The organism is Streptomyces sp. NPDC086080, from assembly GCF_044540255.1.
Classification (GTDB): Bacteria; Actinomycetota; Actinomycetes; order Streptomycetales; family Streptomycetaceae; genus Streptomyces.
The window spans coordinates 372,885-392,270 of the sequence record NZ_JBITRU010000001.1 but is presented as its reverse complement, the minus strand read 5'-3'; the positions used below and the strand labels follow the sequence as shown (position 1 = coordinate 392,270).

At 71.7% G+C, this 19,386-nt stretch carries 17 protein-coding genes and 1 riboswitch; of the genes, 5 read left to right on the top strand and 12 right to left on the bottom strand.

Annotation, left to right across the window (positions count from 1 at the left end; genetic code table 11):
- Window positions 1-279: 279 nt before the first annotated feature.
- The 7 genes from ACIF9R_RS01860 to ACIF9R_RS01830 are packed head-to-tail and all read right to left on the bottom strand — an operon-like array spanning window position 280 to window position 5,031.
- On the bottom strand, window positions 280-750 hold the full coding sequence (locus ACIF9R_RS01860) for a PH domain-containing protein (protein ID WP_399972871.1): 471 nt from the start codon (window positions 748-750) through the stop codon (window positions 280-282).
- A gap of 18 nt (window positions 751-768) precedes the next feature.
- A complete protein-coding gene (gene hisG / locus ACIF9R_RS01855; RefSeq protein WP_399972868.1) occupies window positions 769-1,632 on the bottom strand; it encodes an ATP phosphoribosyltransferase in 864 nt (287 codons plus the stop codon).
- 49 nt (window positions 1,633-1,681) lie between these two features.
- The gene (locus ACIF9R_RS01850; protein WP_004990764.1) at window positions 1,682-1,954 is read right to left on the bottom strand and encodes a phosphoribosyl-ATP diphosphatase; all 273 of its coding nucleotides are present in this window, start codon (window positions 1,952-1,954) and stop codon (window positions 1,682-1,684) included.
- A 34-nt stretch (window positions 1,955-1,988) separates the two neighbouring features.
- Window positions 1,989-2,474: a 6,7-dimethyl-8-ribityllumazine synthase gene (gene ribH / locus ACIF9R_RS01845; protein WP_399972865.1), complete on the bottom strand. Its 486-nt coding sequence runs from the start codon at window positions 2,472-2,474 to the stop codon at window positions 1,989-1,991.
- Between the two features lie 21 nt (window positions 2,475-2,495).
- Window positions 2,496-3,782, bottom strand: coding sequence for a bifunctional 3,4-dihydroxy-2-butanone-4-phosphate synthase/GTP cyclohydrolase II (locus ACIF9R_RS01840; protein WP_399972863.1), 1,287 nt, complete (start codon window positions 3,780-3,782; stop codon window positions 2,496-2,498).
- Window positions 3,779-4,420: a nicotinamide riboside transporter PnuC gene (locus ACIF9R_RS01835; RefSeq protein WP_399972861.1), complete on the bottom strand. Its 642-nt coding sequence runs from the start codon at window positions 4,418-4,420 to the stop codon at window positions 3,779-3,781. The genes ACIF9R_RS01840 and ACIF9R_RS01835 overlap by 4 nt, the downstream gene beginning before the upstream one ends.
- Window positions 4,417-5,031, bottom strand: coding sequence for a riboflavin synthase (locus ACIF9R_RS01830; protein ID WP_399972859.1), 615 nt, complete (start codon window positions 5,029-5,031; stop codon window positions 4,417-4,419). Before ACIF9R_RS01830 ends, ACIF9R_RS01835 begins: the two co-directional genes overlap by 4 nt.
- A gap of 144 nt (window positions 5,032-5,175) precedes the next feature.
- Window positions 5,176-5,306, bottom strand: a riboswitch (FMN riboswitch).
- Window positions 5,307-5,528: 222 nt separating this feature from the next.
- On the opposite strand from ACIF9R_RS01830, the gene ACIF9R_RS01825 reads away from it, so the two are divergent.
- Window positions 5,529-7,859, top strand: a complete 2,331-nt coding sequence (locus ACIF9R_RS01825) for a chitinase C-terminal domain-containing protein (RefSeq protein WP_399972857.1) — start codon at window positions 5,529-5,531, stop codon at window positions 7,857-7,859.
- A 215-nt stretch (window positions 7,860-8,074) separates the two neighbouring features.
- Window positions 8,075-8,833, top strand: a complete 759-nt coding sequence (locus ACIF9R_RS01820) for an SDR family oxidoreductase (RefSeq protein WP_399972855.1) — start codon at window positions 8,075-8,077, stop codon at window positions 8,831-8,833.
- An 837-nt stretch (window positions 8,834-9,670) separates the two neighbouring features.
- Here the strand turns inward: ACIF9R_RS01820 and ACIF9R_RS01815 are convergent.
- Window positions 9,671-10,849: an ROK family transcriptional regulator gene (locus ACIF9R_RS01815; protein WP_399972853.1), complete on the bottom strand. Its 1,179-nt coding sequence runs from the start codon at window positions 10,847-10,849 to the stop codon at window positions 9,671-9,673.
- A gap of 152 nt (window positions 10,850-11,001) precedes the next feature.
- Between ACIF9R_RS01815 and ACIF9R_RS01810 the strand changes: the two genes are divergently transcribed.
- On the top strand, window positions 11,002-12,207 hold the full coding sequence (locus tag ACIF9R_RS01810) for an MFS transporter (protein WP_399972851.1): 1,206 nt from the start codon (window positions 11,002-11,004) through the stop codon (window positions 12,205-12,207).
- On the opposite strand, the gene ACIF9R_RS01805 is transcribed toward ACIF9R_RS01810, so the two are convergent.
- Window positions 12,167-12,625 carry an acyl-CoA thioesterase gene (locus ACIF9R_RS01805; protein ID WP_399972849.1) on the bottom strand — a complete coding sequence of 153 codons (459 nt, stop codon included), beginning with the start codon at window positions 12,623-12,625 and terminating at the stop codon, window positions 12,167-12,169. The genes ACIF9R_RS01810 and ACIF9R_RS01805 overlap by 41 nt on opposite strands.
- A 174-nt stretch (window positions 12,626-12,799) precedes the next feature.
- Between ACIF9R_RS01805 and ACIF9R_RS01800 the strand changes: the two genes are divergently transcribed.
- The gene (locus ACIF9R_RS01800) at window positions 12,800-14,203 is read left to right on the top strand and encodes a uracil-xanthine permease family protein (protein WP_399972847.1); all 1,404 of its coding nucleotides are present in this window, start codon (window positions 12,800-12,802) and stop codon (window positions 14,201-14,203) included.
- Window positions 14,204-14,393: 190 nt separating this feature from the next.
- Window positions 14,394-15,080 carry a DUF5995 family protein gene (locus ACIF9R_RS01795; protein WP_399972845.1) on the top strand — a complete coding sequence of 229 codons (687 nt, stop codon included), beginning with the start codon at window positions 14,394-14,396 and terminating at the stop codon, window positions 15,078-15,080.
- A 37-nt stretch (window positions 15,081-15,117) separates the two neighbouring features.
- On the opposite strand, the gene ACIF9R_RS01790 is transcribed toward ACIF9R_RS01795, so the two are convergent.
- The 3 genes from ACIF9R_RS01790 to ACIF9R_RS01780 all read right to left on the bottom strand — a co-directional run bounded on the left by ACIF9R_RS01790 (window position 15,118) and on the right by ACIF9R_RS01780 (window position 19,370).
- Window positions 15,118-16,830 (bottom strand): flavin monoamine oxidase family protein, encoded by a 1,713-nt coding sequence (locus tag ACIF9R_RS01790; RefSeq protein ID WP_399972842.1) that lies wholly within the window; start codon window positions 16,828-16,830, stop codon window positions 15,118-15,120.
- Window positions 16,831-16,888: 58 nt separating this feature from the next.
- The gene (locus ACIF9R_RS01785) at window positions 16,889-17,677 is read right to left on the bottom strand and encodes a carbon-nitrogen hydrolase family protein (RefSeq protein ID WP_399972840.1); all 789 of its coding nucleotides are present in this window, start codon (window positions 17,675-17,677) and stop codon (window positions 16,889-16,891) included.
- Between the two features lie 496 nt (window positions 17,678-18,173).
- Window positions 18,174-19,370 (bottom strand): MFS transporter, encoded by a 1,197-nt coding sequence (locus ACIF9R_RS01780; RefSeq protein WP_399972837.1) that lies wholly within the window; start codon window positions 19,368-19,370, stop codon window positions 18,174-18,176.
- Window positions 19,371-19,386 lie beyond the last annotated feature (16 nt).

Below are 19,386 nucleotides of genomic sequence, written 5' to 3'. Positions count from 1 at the left end.
CATGTGCGCGAACCCGGGAACACGGGTCCGCGCTCTGTCGGCAGGGGGCGGCGCAGGTACTACAGGACGATCCGTCCATCGCCGGAGAGGGTCACTCCTCGGGTAGCTGGAGCCCCTGGGACACCGGGCGGGGCGGCAGGGGCGAAGGCACGGTCGTCGCGCCTTCGCCCACCAGATTAATCAAGACATGGGCGACTGCGGCAGGTGGACGTCCCCCACGCTTCTGGGAGCCGGCCCCGCGAGGCCCCGAAGGGGCGGCTCGCCGGGGCGGCCCGGATGTCAGCCCCGCGCCGTCCCGGGACCGGCCGCGGAGCGGTCCTCGGCCAGTGCCCGCAGGGCGCGTGCGTCGGCGACGGCGCGTGCCCTGGCGATGCCCGGCTGGATGCCGAGGACGGGCATGCTGGTGCCGTCGCTGAGGTCGAGGAAGACCCAGGGATCACCCGCGCGGAGGTTCACCTGAAGGATCTGTGCCCACTCCAGGCGGCGCCGGCTCACGATGTTGACGACGGTGACACCCGTCTCGTCCGCGACGACCTTGGGCCGGGCGAGCAGGAAGAGCACACCGGCCAGCAGGGCCGCCGTGAACACGAAGCTGAGCCGCTCCCCCGGGCCGAACTGCTCCAGCAGCAGCCCGATGAGGGAGACCGCCACGAACACCGCGGTGCCGGCCGTGAGCAGGACCGCCCGGGTGCGGGCCGGGCGGAAGGTGACGGGCAGTGCGGGCAGCCGGCCCGGCGTGGAATCCGACATGAGGTGCTCCGGGGCCGGTCAGAGGCGGCAGGCGTGGATGGCCGTGGTGAGGATGGCGCGGGCGCCGATGTCGTACAGGTCGTCCATGATCCGCTGTGCTTCCTTGGACGGGACCATCGCGCGGACGGCGACCCAGCCCTCGTTGTGCAGCGGGGACACGGTCGGCGACTCCAGGCCCGGGGTGAGCGCGACGGCCTTCTCCAGCTGCTCGACCCGGCAGTCGTAGTCCATCATCACGTAGGTGCGGGCGACGAGGACGCCCTGGAGGCGGCGCAGGAATTGCTGCACCTTGCTCTCGACGGTCTCGTCGGAGTCGGCGGAGGCGCCGGTGCGGCGGATGACGACGGCCTCGGACTTCATGATCGGCTCGCCGAACACCTCCAGGCCCGCGTTGCGCAGAGAGGTGCCGGTCTCGACGACGTCGGCGATGACCTCGGCGACGCCCAGTTCGATGGCGGTCTCGACGGCGCCGTCGAGGTGGACGACGGAGGCGTCGATGCCGTGTCCGGCGAGGTGCCCCGCGACGATCCCCTCGTAGGAGGTGGCGACCGTCCTGCCGGTGAGGTCGGCGACTTGGGTCGCCGTGCCGGGCTTGCCGGCGAAGCGGAAGGTCGAGCGGGCGAAGCCGAGCGGCAGGATCTCCTCGGCGTCGGCGCCGGAGTCGACGAGCAGGTCCCTGCCGGTGATGCCGATGTCGAGCTTGCCGGAGGAGACATAGATCGCGATGTCGCGCGGGCGGAGATAGAAGAACTCGACCTCGTTCGTCGGGTCGACGATCCGCAGTTCCTTGGACTCACGGCGCTGCTGGTAGCCGGCCTCATGCAGCATCTCCCCCGCGGGGCCTGACAGGGAACCCTTGTTGGGGACGGCGATGCGCAGCATGAGGTCGGCTTCCTTTGGTGTGAAGGGGTGTGTCGCGGATGACGGTTGTTTACAGGTGGGCGTAGACGTCGTCGAGGGAGATGCCGCGGGCGACCATCATCACCTGGACGTGGTAGAGCAGCTGCGAGATCTCCTCGGCGGCCGCTTCCTTGCCCTCGTACTCGGCGGCCATCCAGACCTCGGCGGCCTCCTCGACGACCTTCTTGCCGATGGCATGGACGCCCTTGTCGACCAGTTCGGCGGTACGGGAGGTGGCGGGGTCGCCGTGGGCGGCCTTGTGCTGGAGCTCGGTGAAGAGCTCCTCGAACGTCTTCTTGGACATGGTGGTCCTTACCCTACGCGCTGACGGGGACTGCTCACCGCCAGGGTTCGGATACCGAACGCAGGCAGGCCGCGGTCGCCACGGCCGCGGTGACCGCCTCGTGGCCCTTGTCCTCGCTCGATCCGGGCAGCCCGGCACGGTCCAGGGCCTGCGCCTCGTCGTCACAGGTGAGCACGCCGAAGCCGATGGGCACACCGGTGTCGACCGACACCTGGGTGAGGCCCTGGGTGACGCCCTGGCACACGTAGTCGAAGTGGGGTGTGCCGCCCCGGATGACGACGCCGAGGGCCACGACCGCGTCGTAGCCCCGGCCGGCCAGGACCTTGGCGACGACGGGGAGTTCCCAGCTGCCGGGGACCCGGAGCAGGGTCGGCTCGTCGATGCCGAGGTCGTGCAGGGCGCGCAGGGCGCCGTCCACCAGTCCGTCCATCACCTTCTCGTGCCACTGTGCCGCGATGACGGCGACCCGCAGGTCGCCCACATCGCGTACCGACAGTTCCGGTGCACCCTTGCCGCTCACGTCTCTCCTCGGTGGTTCGTGTTACTGGTTGCCGCAGGCGGGCACGGTCGGCGTGTCCAGCCAGGGCAGGTCGTGGCCCATCCGGTCCCGCTTGGTGCGCAGGTAGCGGAGGTTGTGCTCGCTCGCCGTGACGGGCATCGGCACGCGCCGGATGACCTCGATGCCGTGGCGGACGAGCGCGTCGGACTTGTCGGGGTTGTTGGTCATCAGGCGGACGCCGCGGACCCCCAGGTCGGCGAGGATCTGCGCGGCGGCGGCGTAGTCGCGGGCGTCGGCGGGCAGACCGAGCTCGAGGTTGGCGTCGAGGGTGTCCCGGCCGCGTTCCTGGAGTTCGTAGGCGCGCAGCTTGGACATCAGTCCGATGCCGCGTCCCTCGTGTCCGCGCAGATAGACGACGACGCCCCGGCCCTCGGCCTGGACGCGGTCGAGGGAGGCGTCCAGCTGAGGGCCGCAGTCGCAGCGCCGGGAGCCGAAGATGTCGCCGGTGAGGCATTCGGAGTGCATCCGGACCAGGACGTCCTCGCCGTCGCCGATCTCGCCGTGGACGAGGGCGACATGCTCCACGCCGTCGACGGTGGAGCGGTATCCGTACGCGGTGAAGGTGCCGTGGGAGGTGGGCAGCCGTACCTCGGCCTCGCGGCGGACGGTGGGTTCGGCGGAGCGGCGGTAGGCGATCAGGTCCTCGATGGAGATGATCGTCAGGCCGTGCTTGCGGGCGAACGGGATCAGCTCGGGCAGCCGCAGCATGCGGCCGTCCTCACCGGCGATCTCGACGATGGCGCCGGCCGGGCGCAGTCCCGCGAGGCGGGCGAGGTCGACCGCCGCCTCGGTGTGGCCGTTTCGGACCAGGACGCCGCCGGGGCGGGCGCGCAGCGGGAAGATGTGGCCGGGGCGGACGAAGTCCGCGGGTGCGGCGGTGCCGGCCGCCAGCAGCCGGAGCGTGGCGGCACGGTCGGCGGCGGAGATGCCGGTGGTCACTCCATGGGCGGCACAGGCGTCGACGGAGACGGTGAACGCGGTCTTCATCGACTCGGTGTTGTCGTCGACCATCTGGGGGAGACGCAGCCGGTCCAGTTCGTCCCCCTCCATGGGGGCGCAGATCAGGCCGCGGCACTCGCTCATCATGAAGGCGACGATCTCCTCGGTCGCCATCTCGGCGGCGATGACGAGGTCGCCCTCGTTCTCGCGGTCCTCGTCGTCGACGACCACGACCGGCCGGCCGGCCGCGATGTCGGCGACGGCCCGCTCGACCGGGTCGAGCCCGAGGTCGAAGTCCTCGGTGTCGTAAAGGATCGGTGCCGCACTCATGCCGGCGCTCCTTCCAGGGCGGGCCGCGCGTCACGGGAGCGCAGCCACCAGTCGCGCAGGCCCCACAGGACCAGTGCGCCGTAGATGATGTAGACGAAACCGGAGAAGGCGAAGCCGTTGGCGAAGTTCAGCGGGACGCCGACCAGGTCGACCAGCAGCCAGGCGAACCAGAACTCGACCATGCCCCGGGCCTGGGCGTACATGGCGACGATCGTGCCGACGAAGATGTAGGCGTCCGGCCAGGGGTCCCAGGACAGGGACGGGTAGAGGGTGAAGAGTCCGCCGACGGCGAGGGTGCCGAGGACGGCCCCGGCGAGCAGGACGCCACGCTCACGCCACGTCGCGAACCGCACGGCGATGGATCCGTCCTGCGCCTGCTGCCGGCCGCGGTTCCACTGCGAGAAGCCCCAGGCGGCGACCAGCATGACGACGATCTGCTTGCCCGCGCTGCCCGAGAGGTGGGCGGTGGCGAACGCCGCGAAGAGGATCAGGCCGGAGACGAACTGGGCGGGCCAGGTCCAGATGGAGCGGCGCCAGCCGAGCGCGAGGGCGATCAGACCGACGACGTTGCCGATCATGTCCGACCACTTGATGTGCTGGTCGAAGAGGGTGAACGCCTCGGAGTTGAGCCAGGTCACCGGTCCACCCCCGCACTGATGACGCGGTCGCCGAGCATCCGCTCGACATACTTGGCGATGATGTCCACCTCGAGGTTGACCGGGTCGCCGGGCTGCTTGAGGCCGAGCGTGGTCAGGGCGAGGGTGGTGGGGATGAGGCTGACGGTGAAGTGGTCGTCGCCGGCGTCGACGACGGTGAGGCTGATGCCGTCGACGGTGATGGAGCCCTTCTCCACGACGTAGCGGGAGAGGTTCGCGGGGAGGGAGATCTTCACGATCTCCCAGTTCTCCGACGGCTCGCGCTCGAGGACCTCTCCCGTGCCGTCGACGTGCCCCTGCACGATGTGGCCGCCCAGGCGGGAGCCCACCGCTGTGGGGCGTTCGAGGTTGACGCGGGAGCCGACGGCGAGAGCGCCGAGGCTGGAGCGGTCGAGGGTCTCCGCCATCACGTCGGCGGTGAACTCGTCACCCTCGTGTTCGACGACCGTGAGACAGACGCCGTTGACGGCGATGGAGTCGCCGTGCCGTGCTCCCTGGGTGACGACGGGACCGCGCAGTCGGAAGCGACAGGCGTCGTCGAGCGTCTCGACGTCGGTGATCTCGCCCAGCTCTTCAACGATTCCGGTGAACACTTCCCGGGTCCTCCTGCCTCTTGGGCACGGACTCCGGGGCTGTCGATGACGACAGGAAGTACGAGCGAGAACACCGGGAGCGACGCCGGACGGAGCTCGCCTCCACGGCGAACCGGTACGGCGGCGCGCATGGATGCCCGCCCGCCGCGCACTGCCTCCCATCCGGACTTTAACCGTCGGTCCAGGAATTTCACCTGGTCAACCGGTCGCTGGAAGCGACCGGGTCGCGGACTGTAACCGCCGGTTCGGACTTTCACCGACCCCGGAGTGCGCTGCTACTGGTACAGGGCCAGTGTGCCACGACCGGACGGTCTCCATCCGGGCGAGGGGTGTGGGGTGCCTCACAGGCGATGACACCCAGGCCGCCGCGCGCCGCGCACCGGGCAACTCCCGTCACGGTGCCACCCCCTGACCGTATCGCAATTGGTCCATACCTATTGACGCTCTGGTCTAGTCCTCTTAGGGTCCGAGCCAACTTCCGTGGAGAGGAACCCACTGTGCCGTCCCCCTCACGCCCCGGGGCGAGACCCGCGCTGCTCGCCTCCGCTGCCGCGGTCACGGGTCTGCTGCTCGCCGCCCTGCCCGCCACCGTCTCGCACGCCGCCGACCAGGAGTCCTGCCGTCCCGACGGCCTGTACGCGACACCGGGTGTCGATGTCCCCTACTGCTCGGTCTACGACACGGCCGGCCGGGAGAAGATGGGCGCCGACCACCAGCGCCGGGTGATCGGCTACTTCACCGGCTGGCGCACCGGCAAGGACGGAAGGCCCGCCTACCTCGCGTCCGACATCCCGTGGGACAGGATCACCCACATCAACTACGCGTTCGCGCACGTCGACAAGGACAACAAGCTCTCCGTCGGCGCGGACGGCGCGGCAAATCCGGCGACCGGGACGACCTGGCCGGGTGTCCCCGGCGCGGAGATGGACCCGGCTCTGCCCTACCAGGGGCACTTCAACCAGCTGACCAAGTTCAAGAAGCAGCACCCGGACGTCAAGACGCTGATCTCGGTGGGCGGTTGGGCCGAGACCGGAGGCTACTTCGACACCGGCGGACAGCGGGTGGACTCCGGCGGCTTCTACGCGATGGCCACCCACGCCGACGGCTCGGTCAACCAGGCCGGCATCGACACGTTCGCCGACTCGGCGGTCGACTTCGTCCGCACGTACGGCTTCAACGGCGTCGACATCGACTACGAGTACCCGACGACGATGAAGGACGCGGGCAATCCGCTCGACTGGTCCTTCGCCAATGCCCGCCGGGCCGGGCTGGTCAAGGGCTACGCGGCGCTGATGAAGACGCTGCGCGAGAAACTGGACCGGGCGGGCGCGGCCGACGGCAGGCACTACATGCTGACGGTGGCGGCCCCCTCGTCCGGCTATCTGCTGCGCGGCATGGAGACCTTCCAGGTCCAGAAGTACCTGGACTACGTCAACATCATGTCGTACGACCTGCACGGCGCGTGGAACGAGTACGTCGGCCCGAACGCCTCCCTCTTCGACGACGGCAAGGACGCCGAACTGGCCGCTGCGGGGGTCTACACGACCTCGCAGTACGGCGGGACCGGCTACCTCAACACCGACTGGGCGTACCACTACTTCCGCGGCTCGATGCCGGCCGGCCGGATCAACATCGGGCTGCCGTACTACACACGGGGGTTCAAGAACGTCACGGGCGGCACGGACGGTCTCTGGGGCAGGGCCTCCTCGACCGACTGTCCGGCGGGTTCCGGGCTGACCAGGTGCGGTGACGGCGCGACGGGTATCGACAATCTCTGGCACGACCTGGACACGAACGGGGAGGAGTCCCCGGCGGGCTCCAACCCGATGTGGCACGCCAAGAACCTGGAGAAGGGTGTCGTCGGGGACTACGTCACGGACTACGGCTTCCCGGCCGGCACACGGCTGACCGGCACCTACGCCCGTAAGTACGACGCCACTCTGGTCGCGCCCTGGCTGTGGAACGCCGAGAAGAAGGTGTTCCTGTCCACCGAGGACGAGCAGTCGGTGAAGGCCAAGGCCGACTACGTCGTCGACCGCGGCATCGGCGGCACGATGGTGTGGGAACTGGCCGGCGACTACGACTGGAACGCGGCCGAGGGTCAGTACGAGCCGGGCTCCACCCTGACCACGGCGATGTACGAGACGTTCAGGTCGGCCTCCCCGTACGGTGCGACGCGCGCGACGACCGGGATGCCGTCCGAGGCACTGGACATCGGCGTCGACTTCGGGCAGTTCCCGCTCGGCGACTCCAACTATCCGATCAGCCCCAAGCTGAAGATCACCAACAACACGTCGGCGGTCCTGCCCGGCGGCACGGAGTTCCGGTTCGACTACGCCACCTCGGCTCCGGGCAACGCCAAGGATCAGTCCGGCTGGGGCACGACGGTGATCCGCTCCGACCACACGGGCGACAACGTGGGCGGCCTCGACGGCGACTACCACCGGGTGTCGCTGAAGCTGCCGGCCTGGCAGTCGCTGGCGCCGGGCGCGTCGGCGGAACTGGACTTCGTGTACTACCTGCCGGTGTCGACGCCGTCCAACTGGACGGTGACGTTCGGCGGGAAGACGTACGCCCTGGCCGGGGACCTGGCACGCGGGACCACGGTGGTGGATCCGGGTGAGGGCACGGAGACGGACCCGCCGACGACCCCGCCCGGTGAGGGCGGCGACTGCGCGGAACCGGCCTGGGACGCGACGACCGCGTACGGCGGGAGCAGTGTGGTGTCCCACGAGGGGCACCTCTGGAAGGCCCAGTGGTGGACGCGGGGCGAGGAGCCCGGCACCACCGGCGAATGGGGAGTGTGGCGGGACCAGGGAGCCTGCTGACCTCCACGTGAACCGGCCCGGCGGTGGTGACGACGGCCCTTGCCCACCGCCGGGCCTCACCATGCGCGGATGCGTGCGGTGCCGGACCCGGCGAAGCTGGACGGCGTACTGCGTCGGCCGGCACGCGTGGGGTCACCTCCGACGGTGGCCGATCCGTCCCGGCCGCGAAGCGCGCTCCACCGGGGAGCGCCGGGTGTCCGAAGGGGCTGAACAGCATGACCACGATCCTGGTGACCGGCGGTACCGGAACCCTCGGCCGGCATGTCACCGAGCGGCTGCGGGCGGGCGGGCACGAGGTGCGGGTGCTCAGCCGGCACACGCGGCCGTACGCCGTCGATCTCCGCGAGGGCGGAAGCGGACTGGAAGCGGCCCTCGCGGGGGTGGACACGGTGGTGCATTGCGCGACGTCACCGCGCGGTGGCGACGAGAAGGCCGCGCGGAATCTGATCGGCGCGGCGCGGCGGGCCGGGGTGATCCATCTCGTCTACATCTCTATCGTCGGCGTGGACCGGGTGCCGTTCGGCTACTACAGGTCCAAGCTGGCGGTGGAGCGGCTGGTCGAGGACTCGGGGATCGGCTGGACGGTGCTGCGCGCCACCCAGTTCCACGATCTGGTCGTCACCGTGCTCCAGGGTCTGGCGAAGCTGCCGGTCGTGCTGCTGCCGGCCCGGGTGAAGGACCAGCCCGTCGACGTCACGGAGGTCGCGGACCGTCTGGCCGAGCTGGCCCTGGACGCGCCGGCGGGGCGCGTCGACGACATGGGCGGCCCCGAGGTGCGGACGTTCGACTCACTGGCCCGCGCGTATCTCGAGGCCACGGGCCGCCGCCGCGCGGTGGTGGGCATCCCCCTGCGCGGTGCGGCCTACCGCGCCTTCCGCGACGGCGGCCATCTCGCCCCGGACCAGGCGGTCGGCAAGCGGACCTTCGACGAGTTCCTGAAGGGGCGATTCGCAGCGGACGTCACACGCCGGTGAGGAACCCGCGCCACACACCGGTGAGGAACCCGCGCCACCCGCCCGTCCCGAGCCGACCGCCTGCCGCCCGGCCGGCCCGAGCCGCACCGCCGGCCACCCGGCCGGGCCCCCGCCGGGCAGGCAGCAGCCGCAAGCCCCGGCCCGGGCCCACCCCTGAGTCCAGGCGCCTGCCCGCACGACCCGTGCCGGACAGACCGCCCGAGCCCTCACTCACCCTTCCCTGACACTTCAGCCGACGCCCGGCAGGCCGTCGGCTGCGCCGTGAGGCGGCATGGCGGGCGCCGTTCGCCGGGCAGTGGCGCGCTTCGGGACACTCGGCGCTCCGGACCGGCCGGGCTCAGAGAGTGGCAGCCGGTGGTACGGCGTGCCGGCAGGTTCGCCCCGCGCACCCCGGTCACGGACCGTCGGAAGGGGTTCCGGCGGCACCGCGCCACCGCCCGGGGGGCGGGCACGTACCTCGACGGCCCACGAGGACGTCGTCGCCGGACGCCCCCGTCCTCGATGCCTCGACGCCTCGACGCCTCGACGGCCAGGCGGCCCGGCGCGACGGTCGGTACCGCCCGGGCGCGGACCGTCACGGACGACGCGCGGGGCCGCGGGTGCGTACCCCGACGGGCGCCGATGACGTCGTCGCCGGACGTCCCCCGCGCTCGCGACGCCTCTCCGGCCAGGCCCGGCGCGACCGTCAGCACCGCCCGCGCCGAGCGGTTCCGCCCGGGCGCGGACCGTCACGGACGACGCGCGGGGCCGCTACGGGCACCGGTGGGATCGATCCCGCACCGGCCCTCCGCGGCCCGGCATCCGCGCAGGCCAGAGCCCGCGCCCCGCCCTCCACCGTCAGTGTTCGGGCGTACCGAAGAGTTCGTCCTGGGCTTGGTCGCGGGCTGTCAGAAGGGCTCCGCGCAGCACCGCGCCGCCGCCCAGGGTGCTGGGCCGTACGTCGGCGGGCAGCGGTGACATCACCGCCAGCCGCTCCCGCACCCGGGCGGCCAGCGCCTCACCGCCCGCCTGCCCGATCTCCCCGCCCAGGACCACGCATCCGGGGTCCAGCAGCGCGACCACCGAGGCGACGCCCACCGCGATCCGGTCGGCCAGGGTGTCGAGGAAGGCTGCCCCGGTGGAGGCGGCGACGGCTGTGCGTACCGCGACCGCCGCCTCGGGGGCCGTGCCCGGCTCCGCCACGATGCCGTGCTCCCGCGCCAGGTCCGCGACCGCCACCGCCCCCACCAGCGAGTGGAAGCCGCCCTCGCAGTCGGTGGCCGACGGCAGGCCGCGGGTGCCCGGGACCGGGAGGAAGCCGATCTCGCCCGTGCCGCCGGAGGCGCCCCTGCGCAGGGTGCCGTCGAGGATCACGGCCGCGCCGGTGCCGTGGCCCAGCCAGAGCAGGACGAAGGTGTCCCGGTCGCGGGCCGCGCCGTCGCGCTGCTCGGCGAGCGCGGCGAGGTTGGTCTCGTTCTCCACACTGACGCGGGCCTCGGGCCACCGTTCCTGGAGTGCGGCGACCAGGCGACGGTGCCATGCGGGCAGGCCGGTGGAGCCGCGCAGTTCACCGCTCGCCGGGTCGATCAGCCCGGGGGCGCCGATCCCGACGGTGTGCAGCCGGTCGGCGCCCGCCTCCTTCGCCGTCCGTTCGACCAGGGCGACCGCCCGGTCCACCGCCGGCCCCGTGCCCGCGTCGCCGGTGATGGGCAGGGAGGCCTCGGCCAGGACGTCACCGACGAGGTCGGAGACGACCACGGTGACACCCTCGGTGCGGACGTCCAGCGCGGCGAGGTGGGCCCGGTCCGCGACGAGGCCGTAGAGCCTGGCGTTGGGTCCGCGCCGCTGTTCCTTCGCCTCCCCGGCCACCGAGATGAGGCCGGCCGCGGTGAGACGTTCGACGAGGTCGGAGACGGTGGGCCGGGACAGACCGGTCAGCTGCTTCAACTGCCCGGCGGTCAGAGGGCCTTCCCGCTGGAGCAGGCGCAGGGCGAGCCGGTCGTTGATGGCTCTGGCGGTACTCGGGGATGCGGCCATGCCGGGATCCTTCCAGATCGGCGGGGCCGGTCGGCGCGAGGACCGGCTGCTCGGGACGAACGAGGACGGGCTCAAAACCGCTTAACTATCAGGCAAGGTTCCTGATAGTTTACGGCGCCGGAGAGATAGAACCCACGGGGAGGGGCTGGGCGATGAGTGCTGGGGTGTACGCACCACACGAGGTGAGGCGGGCGCGGTACGCCGTGGGGGCCGTGTTCGCCGTGCACGGCGCGGTCACCGGATCGTTCGCCACCCGCGTCCCGTGGATCCAGGACCACGCGGGCGTGAGTGCTGGGCAGTTGGGCCTCGCGCTCGCCTTCCCCGCGCTGGGCGCCTCCCTCGCGATGCCGCTGGCGGGGAGCATCAGTCACCGCTTCGGGGCGCGCAACGCGCTGCGCGGGCTGATCGCGCTGTGGACCCTCGCGCTGATCCTGCCGTCGGTCGCCCCCGGCCTGCTCACCCTCTGTCTGGCCCTGTTCGTCTACGGAGCCACGGCGGGCATGTCGGATGTGGCGATGAACGCGCTGGGCGTGGAGGTGGAGAACCGCCTCGACAAATCGATCATGTCCGGGCTGCACGGCATGTGGAGCGCCGGCGCCCTCATCGGTTCGGCGGCCGGCACACTCGCCGCCCACCTCGGTACGGACGCCCGGCTGCACCACGCGCTGGCGGCGGCCGTACTGACGGTGGCGGGTGTCGCCGCCTGCGCCTGGGTGCTCGATCTGCAGCCCGCCGAGGACGAGGATCCGCCGCCGCGGTTCGCGCTGCCGCCCCGCTCGACACTGCTCATCGGCGCGATCGGTTTCTGCGCGGTGTTCGCGGAGGGCGCGAGCCTGGACTGGTCGGCGGTCTATCTGCGCGACCAGTTGGAGACGTCGGCGGGTCTCGCGGCGGCCTGCACCACCGGCTTCACGCTCACCATGGCGGTCGCCCGGATCGCCGGGGACCGTGTGGTCGACCGTTTCGGCGCCGTGCGCACGGTCCGCACCAGCGGCGTCGTCGCCGTGCTCGGCGGGCTGCTGATCGTCCTCGCCGAGCACCCCGCGACGGCGATGACCGGCTTCGCCCTGATGGGGCTCGGCATCGCGGTCGTGGTGCCGCTGTGCTTCGCCGCCGCCGGCCGCAGCGGCGCCAACCCGAGCCTGGCCATCGCGGGCGTCGCGACCATCACCTACACCTCGGGACTGGTCGCCCCGAGCGCCATCGGCCTGCTGGCCCAGGCGACCAGCCTGATGGTGTCGTTCGTCCTGGTGACGGTGCTCTCGTGCGGCATCGCGGGGTTCGCGGGCGTGCTGCGCGCGGGAGACCGCAGAAAGGTCACGCCTCTGGACGCAGCAGTTCCCGGGCCGCGTCCCTGAACCTCTCGCTCCAGGGCGCCGGGCGGAGCGTCGCGGCGTCCAGCCGGACCAGCACCCGGCTGCCCCGGGCGTAGGTCACCGCCCCGTCCGCCGAGCAGAAGCGGAAGCCGTAGGTGAGCCCGGTGGTGCCGAGCCGGTCCAGCCAGAGGTGCACGGCGTAGGTGCCCGGCCGGGTCACGGGCGCTTCGTAGGTGACGCGCAGTTCCCTGACCGCGTTGCAGGCGTCCCCCGCCGCGGCCCAGTCGCCCTCGAAGCGGACGCCGTTGCCGTGCCACAGCTCGGTCCAGGCCCGCTCGACCAGCAGCGGATACCGGGCGTTGTGCAGCAGCCCCAGTGCGTCGAGGTCGTCGAAGTGGACGGTCACGGGGATCAGCCGGCCGTGGGAGAGGGCGGGGGCGAGCGTTGCTTCGGCGGTCACGGGTGGGACTCCTGGGGCGTGCGGATGAGTGCCGCTCTCCGGCGGACGACGGCGCGCCCTCATCCTAAGCAATCGCTCAGCGGGACCGGAGAGGCCCGACCCGCGTACGAAGCACTGCTGGTCAGCCCGCACAATGGTCCGGACACGCTGGCCCACGACGAAAGCGACAGCCCCATGGATCTCGGCGTCCGCTGGACACTGCACGGCGACGGACGCACCCCGGCGCCCGGCGCGGTGGTCCGCCCCGACGAACGGCTCTCCTGGCCCCGCACCGCCGGCCTGGGCGCCCAGCACGTCGTGGCGATGTTCGGGGCTTCCTTCGTCGCTCCGGTGCTCATGGGTCTCGACCCCAACCTGGCGATCATGATGTCGGGCGTCGCGACGATCGTCTTCCTGCTGGCGACGCGCGGCCGGGTGCCCAGTTACCTGGGCTGCTCCCTCTCCTTCGTCGGCGTCGCCGCGGTCATCCGGGCCCAGGGCGGGTCCAGCGCCACCGTCACCGGCGCGGTGTTCGTGGTCGGGGCCGCGCTGTTCCTGGTGGGTCTCGCGGTGCGGCGCTTCGGGGCGCGGATCATCCACGCGGCGATGCCGCCGATCGTGACCGGCGCGGTGGTGATGCTGATCGGCTTCAACCTGGCACCGGTGACCGCCGCCACCTACTGGCCGCAGGACCAGTACACCGCCCTGTTCGTGATGCTGTTCACCGGTCTGGCCGTGGTCTGTCTGCGCGGCTTCTGGTCCCGCGTCGCGATCTTCCTCGGGCTGGTCTTCGGATACGTTCTGTCCTGGGCGCTCGACCGCGTCTTCGGGCAGATCCACTCGGCGGACGCGAGCGGCACTATCACCGACCACTGGCGTCTGGACCTGTCCGGTGTCGGCCAGGCCGACTGGATCGGCCTGCCGAGCGTGCACGGGCCGTCCTTCGAGTGGTCGGCGATCCTGGTCGCCCTGCCCGTGGTCATCGCGCTGATCGCCGAGAACGCGGGGCACGTCAAGGCGGTCGGTGAGATAACCGGGGACAACCTCGACGACAAGCTCGGCACGGCCATCTCCGCCGACGGCGTCGGCTCCATGCTGTCCACCGCCGTGGGCGGCCCGCCGAACACCACCTACTCCGAGAACATCGGCGTGATGGCCGCGACCCGCGTCTACTCCACGGCCGCGTACTGGGCCGCCGCCGGCTTCGCCCTGCTCTTCGGTCTCTGCCCGAAGTTCGGCGCGGTCGTGGCCGCCGTCCCGGGCGGGGTGCTCGGCGGAATCACCGTCATCCTGTACGGCATGATCGGCCTGCTCGGCGCCCAGATCTGGATCAACGCCAAGGTGGATCTGCGCAATCCGCTGAATCTCGTACCGGCCGCGGCGGGCATCATCATCGGCGTCGGCAACGTCTCGCTGGAGTTCACCGACACCTTCTCGCTCAGCGGTATCGCGCTCGGCACGCTGGTGGTCATCACCGGCTACCACGCGCTGCGCGCCTTCGCGCCCGCCCACCTCAAGACGCAGGAACCGCTGCTCGACGAGGGCACCTCCTCCTACGACACGGACGGCGCCGCAGCGGATCAGCGCGCCAAGTCGTAGGCGTACGACGGGGTGAGGCGTAAGAGGGCTCCGGCGGCACGGCGGGCGGCGGAATCATCCCGGAGGCGGTACCGCACGCGAGCCCGACACGGTAGTGCCCTCCTTCCCCGCAACGGGTGCGTTCCCCCGTTCCGGGGAAGCGTCGGGCCCGCCGCCACGGGCGCCACCCCAAAGGTGCGACGCTGCGCTCATGGCGCGATGCGAGCAAGTCCTCACCCCGGTGGACGGGGTCATCTCCCGTATGCGCGCCCTCGACGCGGCTCTGCCCGCCCGGGACGGGGTCGCGGTCTTCAACCGTGTCTACCTCGCGGTGACCGAGGCCGTGGACCGGCGTATCGACGCCGGCCGGTTCCCGGACACCCACGCGGCGATCGCGCTGGACGTCCGCTTCGCGGAGCGCTATCTGGAGGCCGTCGACGCGGTGTCCGAGGAGCGTCGGCCGCCGGCCTGCTGGCGCCCGCTGTTCGCGTTCCGCCACCATCCGGGGGTGCGCCCGCTGCAGTTCGCCCTGGCGGGCATCAACGCGCACATCGGTCACGATCTCGCGCTGGCCGTCGTGGACACCTGTCGTACGCTCGCCTGCGAACCCGGCGACCTCGAGGACGAGTTCGACCGGGTGGGTGAGCTTCTGATCTCGCTGGAGGACCGTATCCGCGAGGAGCTGACGCCGGGCCCCGACCTGCTGCGGATCGCCGACCCGCTGACCCATCTGATCGGCGCGTGGAGTCTGGAGCGCGCCCGGGACGCCGCCTGGACGGCGGCCCGCGCGCTGTGGGCACTGCGCCGACTGCCCGATGTGGCTGGGGAGTTCACCGAGCGTCTGGACACGGCGGTGGGCTTCGCCGGACGCATGCTGCTCACCCCGTTGCCCGGCTGATCCGGCCGATGCGCCGGACCGCCGGTGCCGAGTGGGCTCAGTCCTCGGGGAGTTCGACGGGTGCGATCTCGTGGTAGACGTCGCCGGGGCCCGGGTTGGTCGGGTCGGTCTCGCCGCCGAAGTGGTGCATGACGCCCCAGACCGCGTTCAGCGCGGTCTGGACGGCACCCTCGGCCCAGCCGGCCGTCCAGGAGATGTCGTCGCCTGCGAGGAAGATGCCCCGCTTGTCGGCGGGCAGTTCCTCCTGCATGAAGTGGGTGAACAGGCGCCGCTGGTAGCGGTAGTGGCCGGGCAGATTGGCCTTGAACGCGCCCATGAAGTAGGGCTCGTTCTCCCAGGAGACGGTCACCGGGCTGCCGATGATGTGCTTTCTGATGTCGACGTCGGGGTAGATCTCGCCGAGCGACTTCAGCATGACCTCCATCCGCTCGTTCGCGGACAGCGGCAGCCACTTCAGACTGTCGTCGCACCAGGTGTAGGAGAGGCAGATGACGGCGGGCCGGTCCGGACCGTCGTCCAGGAGGTAGGTGCCGCGGGTCATGCGGTCGGTGAGCGTCATCGACATGACGTCCCGGCCCGTCGGGTTCCCCCTGTCGTCGACGGCCTTGTCCCGCCAGAACGGCCGGTCCACGGGCACGAACAGCTTGGAGCTCTCCATGTAGTGGGTGCGCTCGATCGCGGTCCAGTGGTCGATCGGGAAGAGCGAGTCGTCGCAGGCGATCTTGGAGAGCAGCATCCAGGACTGGGCGGTGAAGATCGCCGCCCGGTAGGTGCGGATGTCGCCGTCGGCGTCCGTCACCGTGATGCGGTTGCCGGCGGTGCGGTGGAGTCTGGTCACCGCCGGGCGCGGCTCGCCGTCCCGGTGCAGGGACTTCAGCGAGGTGCCGTACGGCCAGTGGACGATCTTCTCCGGCTCCCGCTCCCACATGCGCAGCGGCAGCTGCTGCGAGCCGCCGACGATACCGCGGTGGTGGTCGTCGGCCTCGGTGTACACGACCCGCAGGATCTCCAGGATGGAGTTGGGGAAGTCGGTGTCCCAGCCGCCGGTACCGAAGCCGACCTGGCCGAAGATCTCGCGGTGCCGGAAGGAGGTGAAGGCCTTCGAGTCGCAGAGAAAGCCGTAGAAGGTCTGGTTGTCGAGCTTCTCGACCAGCCTCGCCCAGATCTCACGGATGCGCGGGACGTCCCGCTCGCGCAGGGCGCGGTTCATGTCGGTGAAATCGGCGCCCTCCTCGAGGCACCTGGCCCAGGCCTCGGCGACGTCACGGTAGACCTGGGGCAGGTCGTCGAGGGTCTCGGCGTAGTGCGACTCGCCCTTGAGGTCGACGACGGTCGAGGGTGTCGCCTCGGCGAGGGGGTTGGGGAAGGGGCGCGTGGTCAGGCCCACCAGGTCGATGTAGTGCTGGAGCGCGGTGGAGGACGGCGGGAACCGCATCGCGCCCATCTCGGCGGTCAGTGACGCGTCGCAGCCCTCGAAACCCACGGTCCGCAGCCGCCCGCCGATCCGGTCGGCCTCGTAGACGACGGGCTTGAGGCCCATCTTCATCAGCTCGTACGCGGCGACGATGCCGGAGAGGCCCCCGCCGATGACCGCGACCTCGGTGCCGTGCTCGGTCGCCGGTATCTGCCCGAGCCCCGCGGGGTGGGCGAGATAGTCGTCGTACGCGTAGGGGAAGTCCGGGCCGAACATGGTGATCGGCGGCTGCTGCTCGCCGCTGTGCTCGATGGCGTTGGGCACCGTGGACGTCATGGGGTACGGACTCCTTGCGGGGGTGGTTCAGGGGTGGTTCAGGGGCGGAGCGGGAGGGTCAGACGAGGGACCCGTACAGGCCCGGGCGACGGTCCCTGAGATACGGGTTGTTCTCGCGGGAGGCGGCGAGGAGGACCGGGTCGACGTCGCCGAGGACGAGTTCCTCGGTGCGGCCGGCCCGGGTGCGGGCGATCCCGTCGGGCGCGGCGAGCGTCGACAGGCCCACGAACTCCAGGTCACCCTCCTGACCGACCCGGTTGACGTACGCGATGTACATCTGGTTCTCGAAGGCCCGCACCGGTACGACGGACTCGGCGACGAACTGGAACGGATGCATCTGCGCCGTGGGCACCAGGAGGAGGTCGGTGCCGGCCAGCGCGTGGGCGCGCACGTTCTCCGGGAACTCGACGTCGTAGCAGATCATCAGGCCGACGGTGAGGCCGCCGAGTTCGGCCTGGACGACGGTCCGCTCCGCCGGGGTGAACCGGTCCCGCTCGTAACAGCCGAAGAGGTGGGTCTTGCGGTAGTTCGCGAGACGGGTGCCGTCGGGGGAGACGAGCTGGACGGAGTTGTACACCGTGCCGCCGTCGCGTTCGGGGTAGCCGTAGGCGACGGCGAGGCCGTGCCGGCCGGCGGTGTCCGCGATCGCGTCGGCGGCGTCGCCGTCGGCGGGCTCGGCGAGGCGGCCGATGTCGCCGCCGATCGCGTACCCGGTCAGGAACAGCTCCGAGGTGACGAGCAGCCCGGCACCGGCGGCGGCGGCACGGCCGGCCGCTTCGTCGAGGACCTTGAGGTTCTCGGCGACGGATCCGGGCTGTCCGGAGCTCTGGAGCAGGGCGGTGCGCATGCGTGTTCCTCACCGGACGCGGGGGGTTTAGGGGGCCGGATAGAAGGTACGGTCGGGCGGCTCGGGTGGACAAGGAGGAGCCGTTGCGCGCCGGTGAGCGATTCGTTGCGTCCGCGGCGGGGTCGGCGGGGATTCGTTGCGCGCGGGTGGAGTCGCGGGTCGCGGCGCCCGTCTCCCGGGCCGGGCTGTCCCCGGCGACCGCCAGGCCCGGGCGGGGTCAGGTGCACGGCCCGGCCCGGGCAGGGCCAGGCGCACGGCCCCGCCCAGGCAGGGCCAGGCGCACGGCCCGGCGTTCACGCGGACGCCTACCCCGCTTCTCGGTCCCGCTCGAGCGTGAGGTGTCCCCGTCGCCCGCCCGCGCCGCCCTGAGGGCGGGCGACGATGGGCACGGCGCGCAGGGGGCGGGGCGGTGCGCCCGCACCTGCCGGGCGACCGTACCCGCACCCCCGAGTGACCTCATCGCGCGGTCAGCGGCCGGACACCCCGGCCCGAGGCACTACCGTGGCTCGGCCGCCCCCGCTCTCCTCCCGATGAGCAGCGCGGCCGTCGCCAGGTACGGAACCGCGAACACCACGAAGGCGGTGCTGTGGGCGTGGCCGGAGGCGATCAGGGCGTAGCCGCCGAAGGCCGCCACCGTGGCCAGCTCCGTGCCCAGTCCCGCGACCGAGGTCAGGGTGGCCCGCGCGGAGTCCTGGATGCGCCGCTGAAGCCGGGCGTCGGCCAGTACGGTCGCCGCCTGGAAGCCGCCGAAGGCGAGGGCGACGAGGGTCAGCCCCCACGGCGTCCCGTCGGCCGCGCCGAGGGCCAGGGCCAGACCGGCGCCGGCCAGCAGGGCGGCGAGACCGCGCGTCCCGAGCCGTTCGCCCTCCCCCGCCAGCAGGCTGCCGACGGTGGCGCCCGCCCAGATCAGCAGGAGCAGGTAGGGCACCGTTCCGTCGGCCACACCGGTGCCCCGCACCAGCAGCGGCGTGTACTCGTCGAGGGCGCCCCAGACCGCGCTCACGGCCGGGACCAACAGCAGCGCGCCCCGTACGGAGCGGTCGGCGCGGGCCTCGGCCAGACCGGTGCGCAGCGACCCGGTCCAGCTCTCCTGCCCGGCCGCCGGAGAGCGGTGCTCGGGGAACCGGAGTGCCACGGCCGCCGCCAGCAGACACACCAGGACGCTGGCCGCGCCGACGGCGGTGTGGCCGCCCCGGACGAGTACGGGGCCGGCGAGTCCCATCGCCGCCATCACCGCGACCAGCCCGGCCGCTCGGGCCCGGCCCATGATCCGGGCGTAGCGGCCGGCCGCGTCGAGCCGCTCCAGCTCGTCGTAGACCAGCGCCTCCAGCGCGCCGGAGGTGAGGGCTCCGCCGATGCCCCACAGGACGAAGCCGGCCGCGAAGGCCCCGTACGAGGGGAGCAGCACCCACAGGGCGAAGCCGGCGGCGGTCAGCAGCGGGCCGAGCCGGAGCAGCAGCCGCCGGGAGACGGCGTCCGCCAAGGCGCCGGAAGGTACCTCCAGGAGGACTGCGGTGACGGACCAGAGGGCGAACAGGGAGGACATCTGCCACACGGACAGGCCGGTGTCGCTGAACAGCAACGCGTACACCGGGTACAGCAGGATGAACTCTTCGAGGAACGAGTAGCCGTACAGCGTGGTCGTCAGCCGTCGCACGCGGACGTCGGAGGCACGCGTGGGCGTGAATGTCATGAGGCCTTCCCGAGGG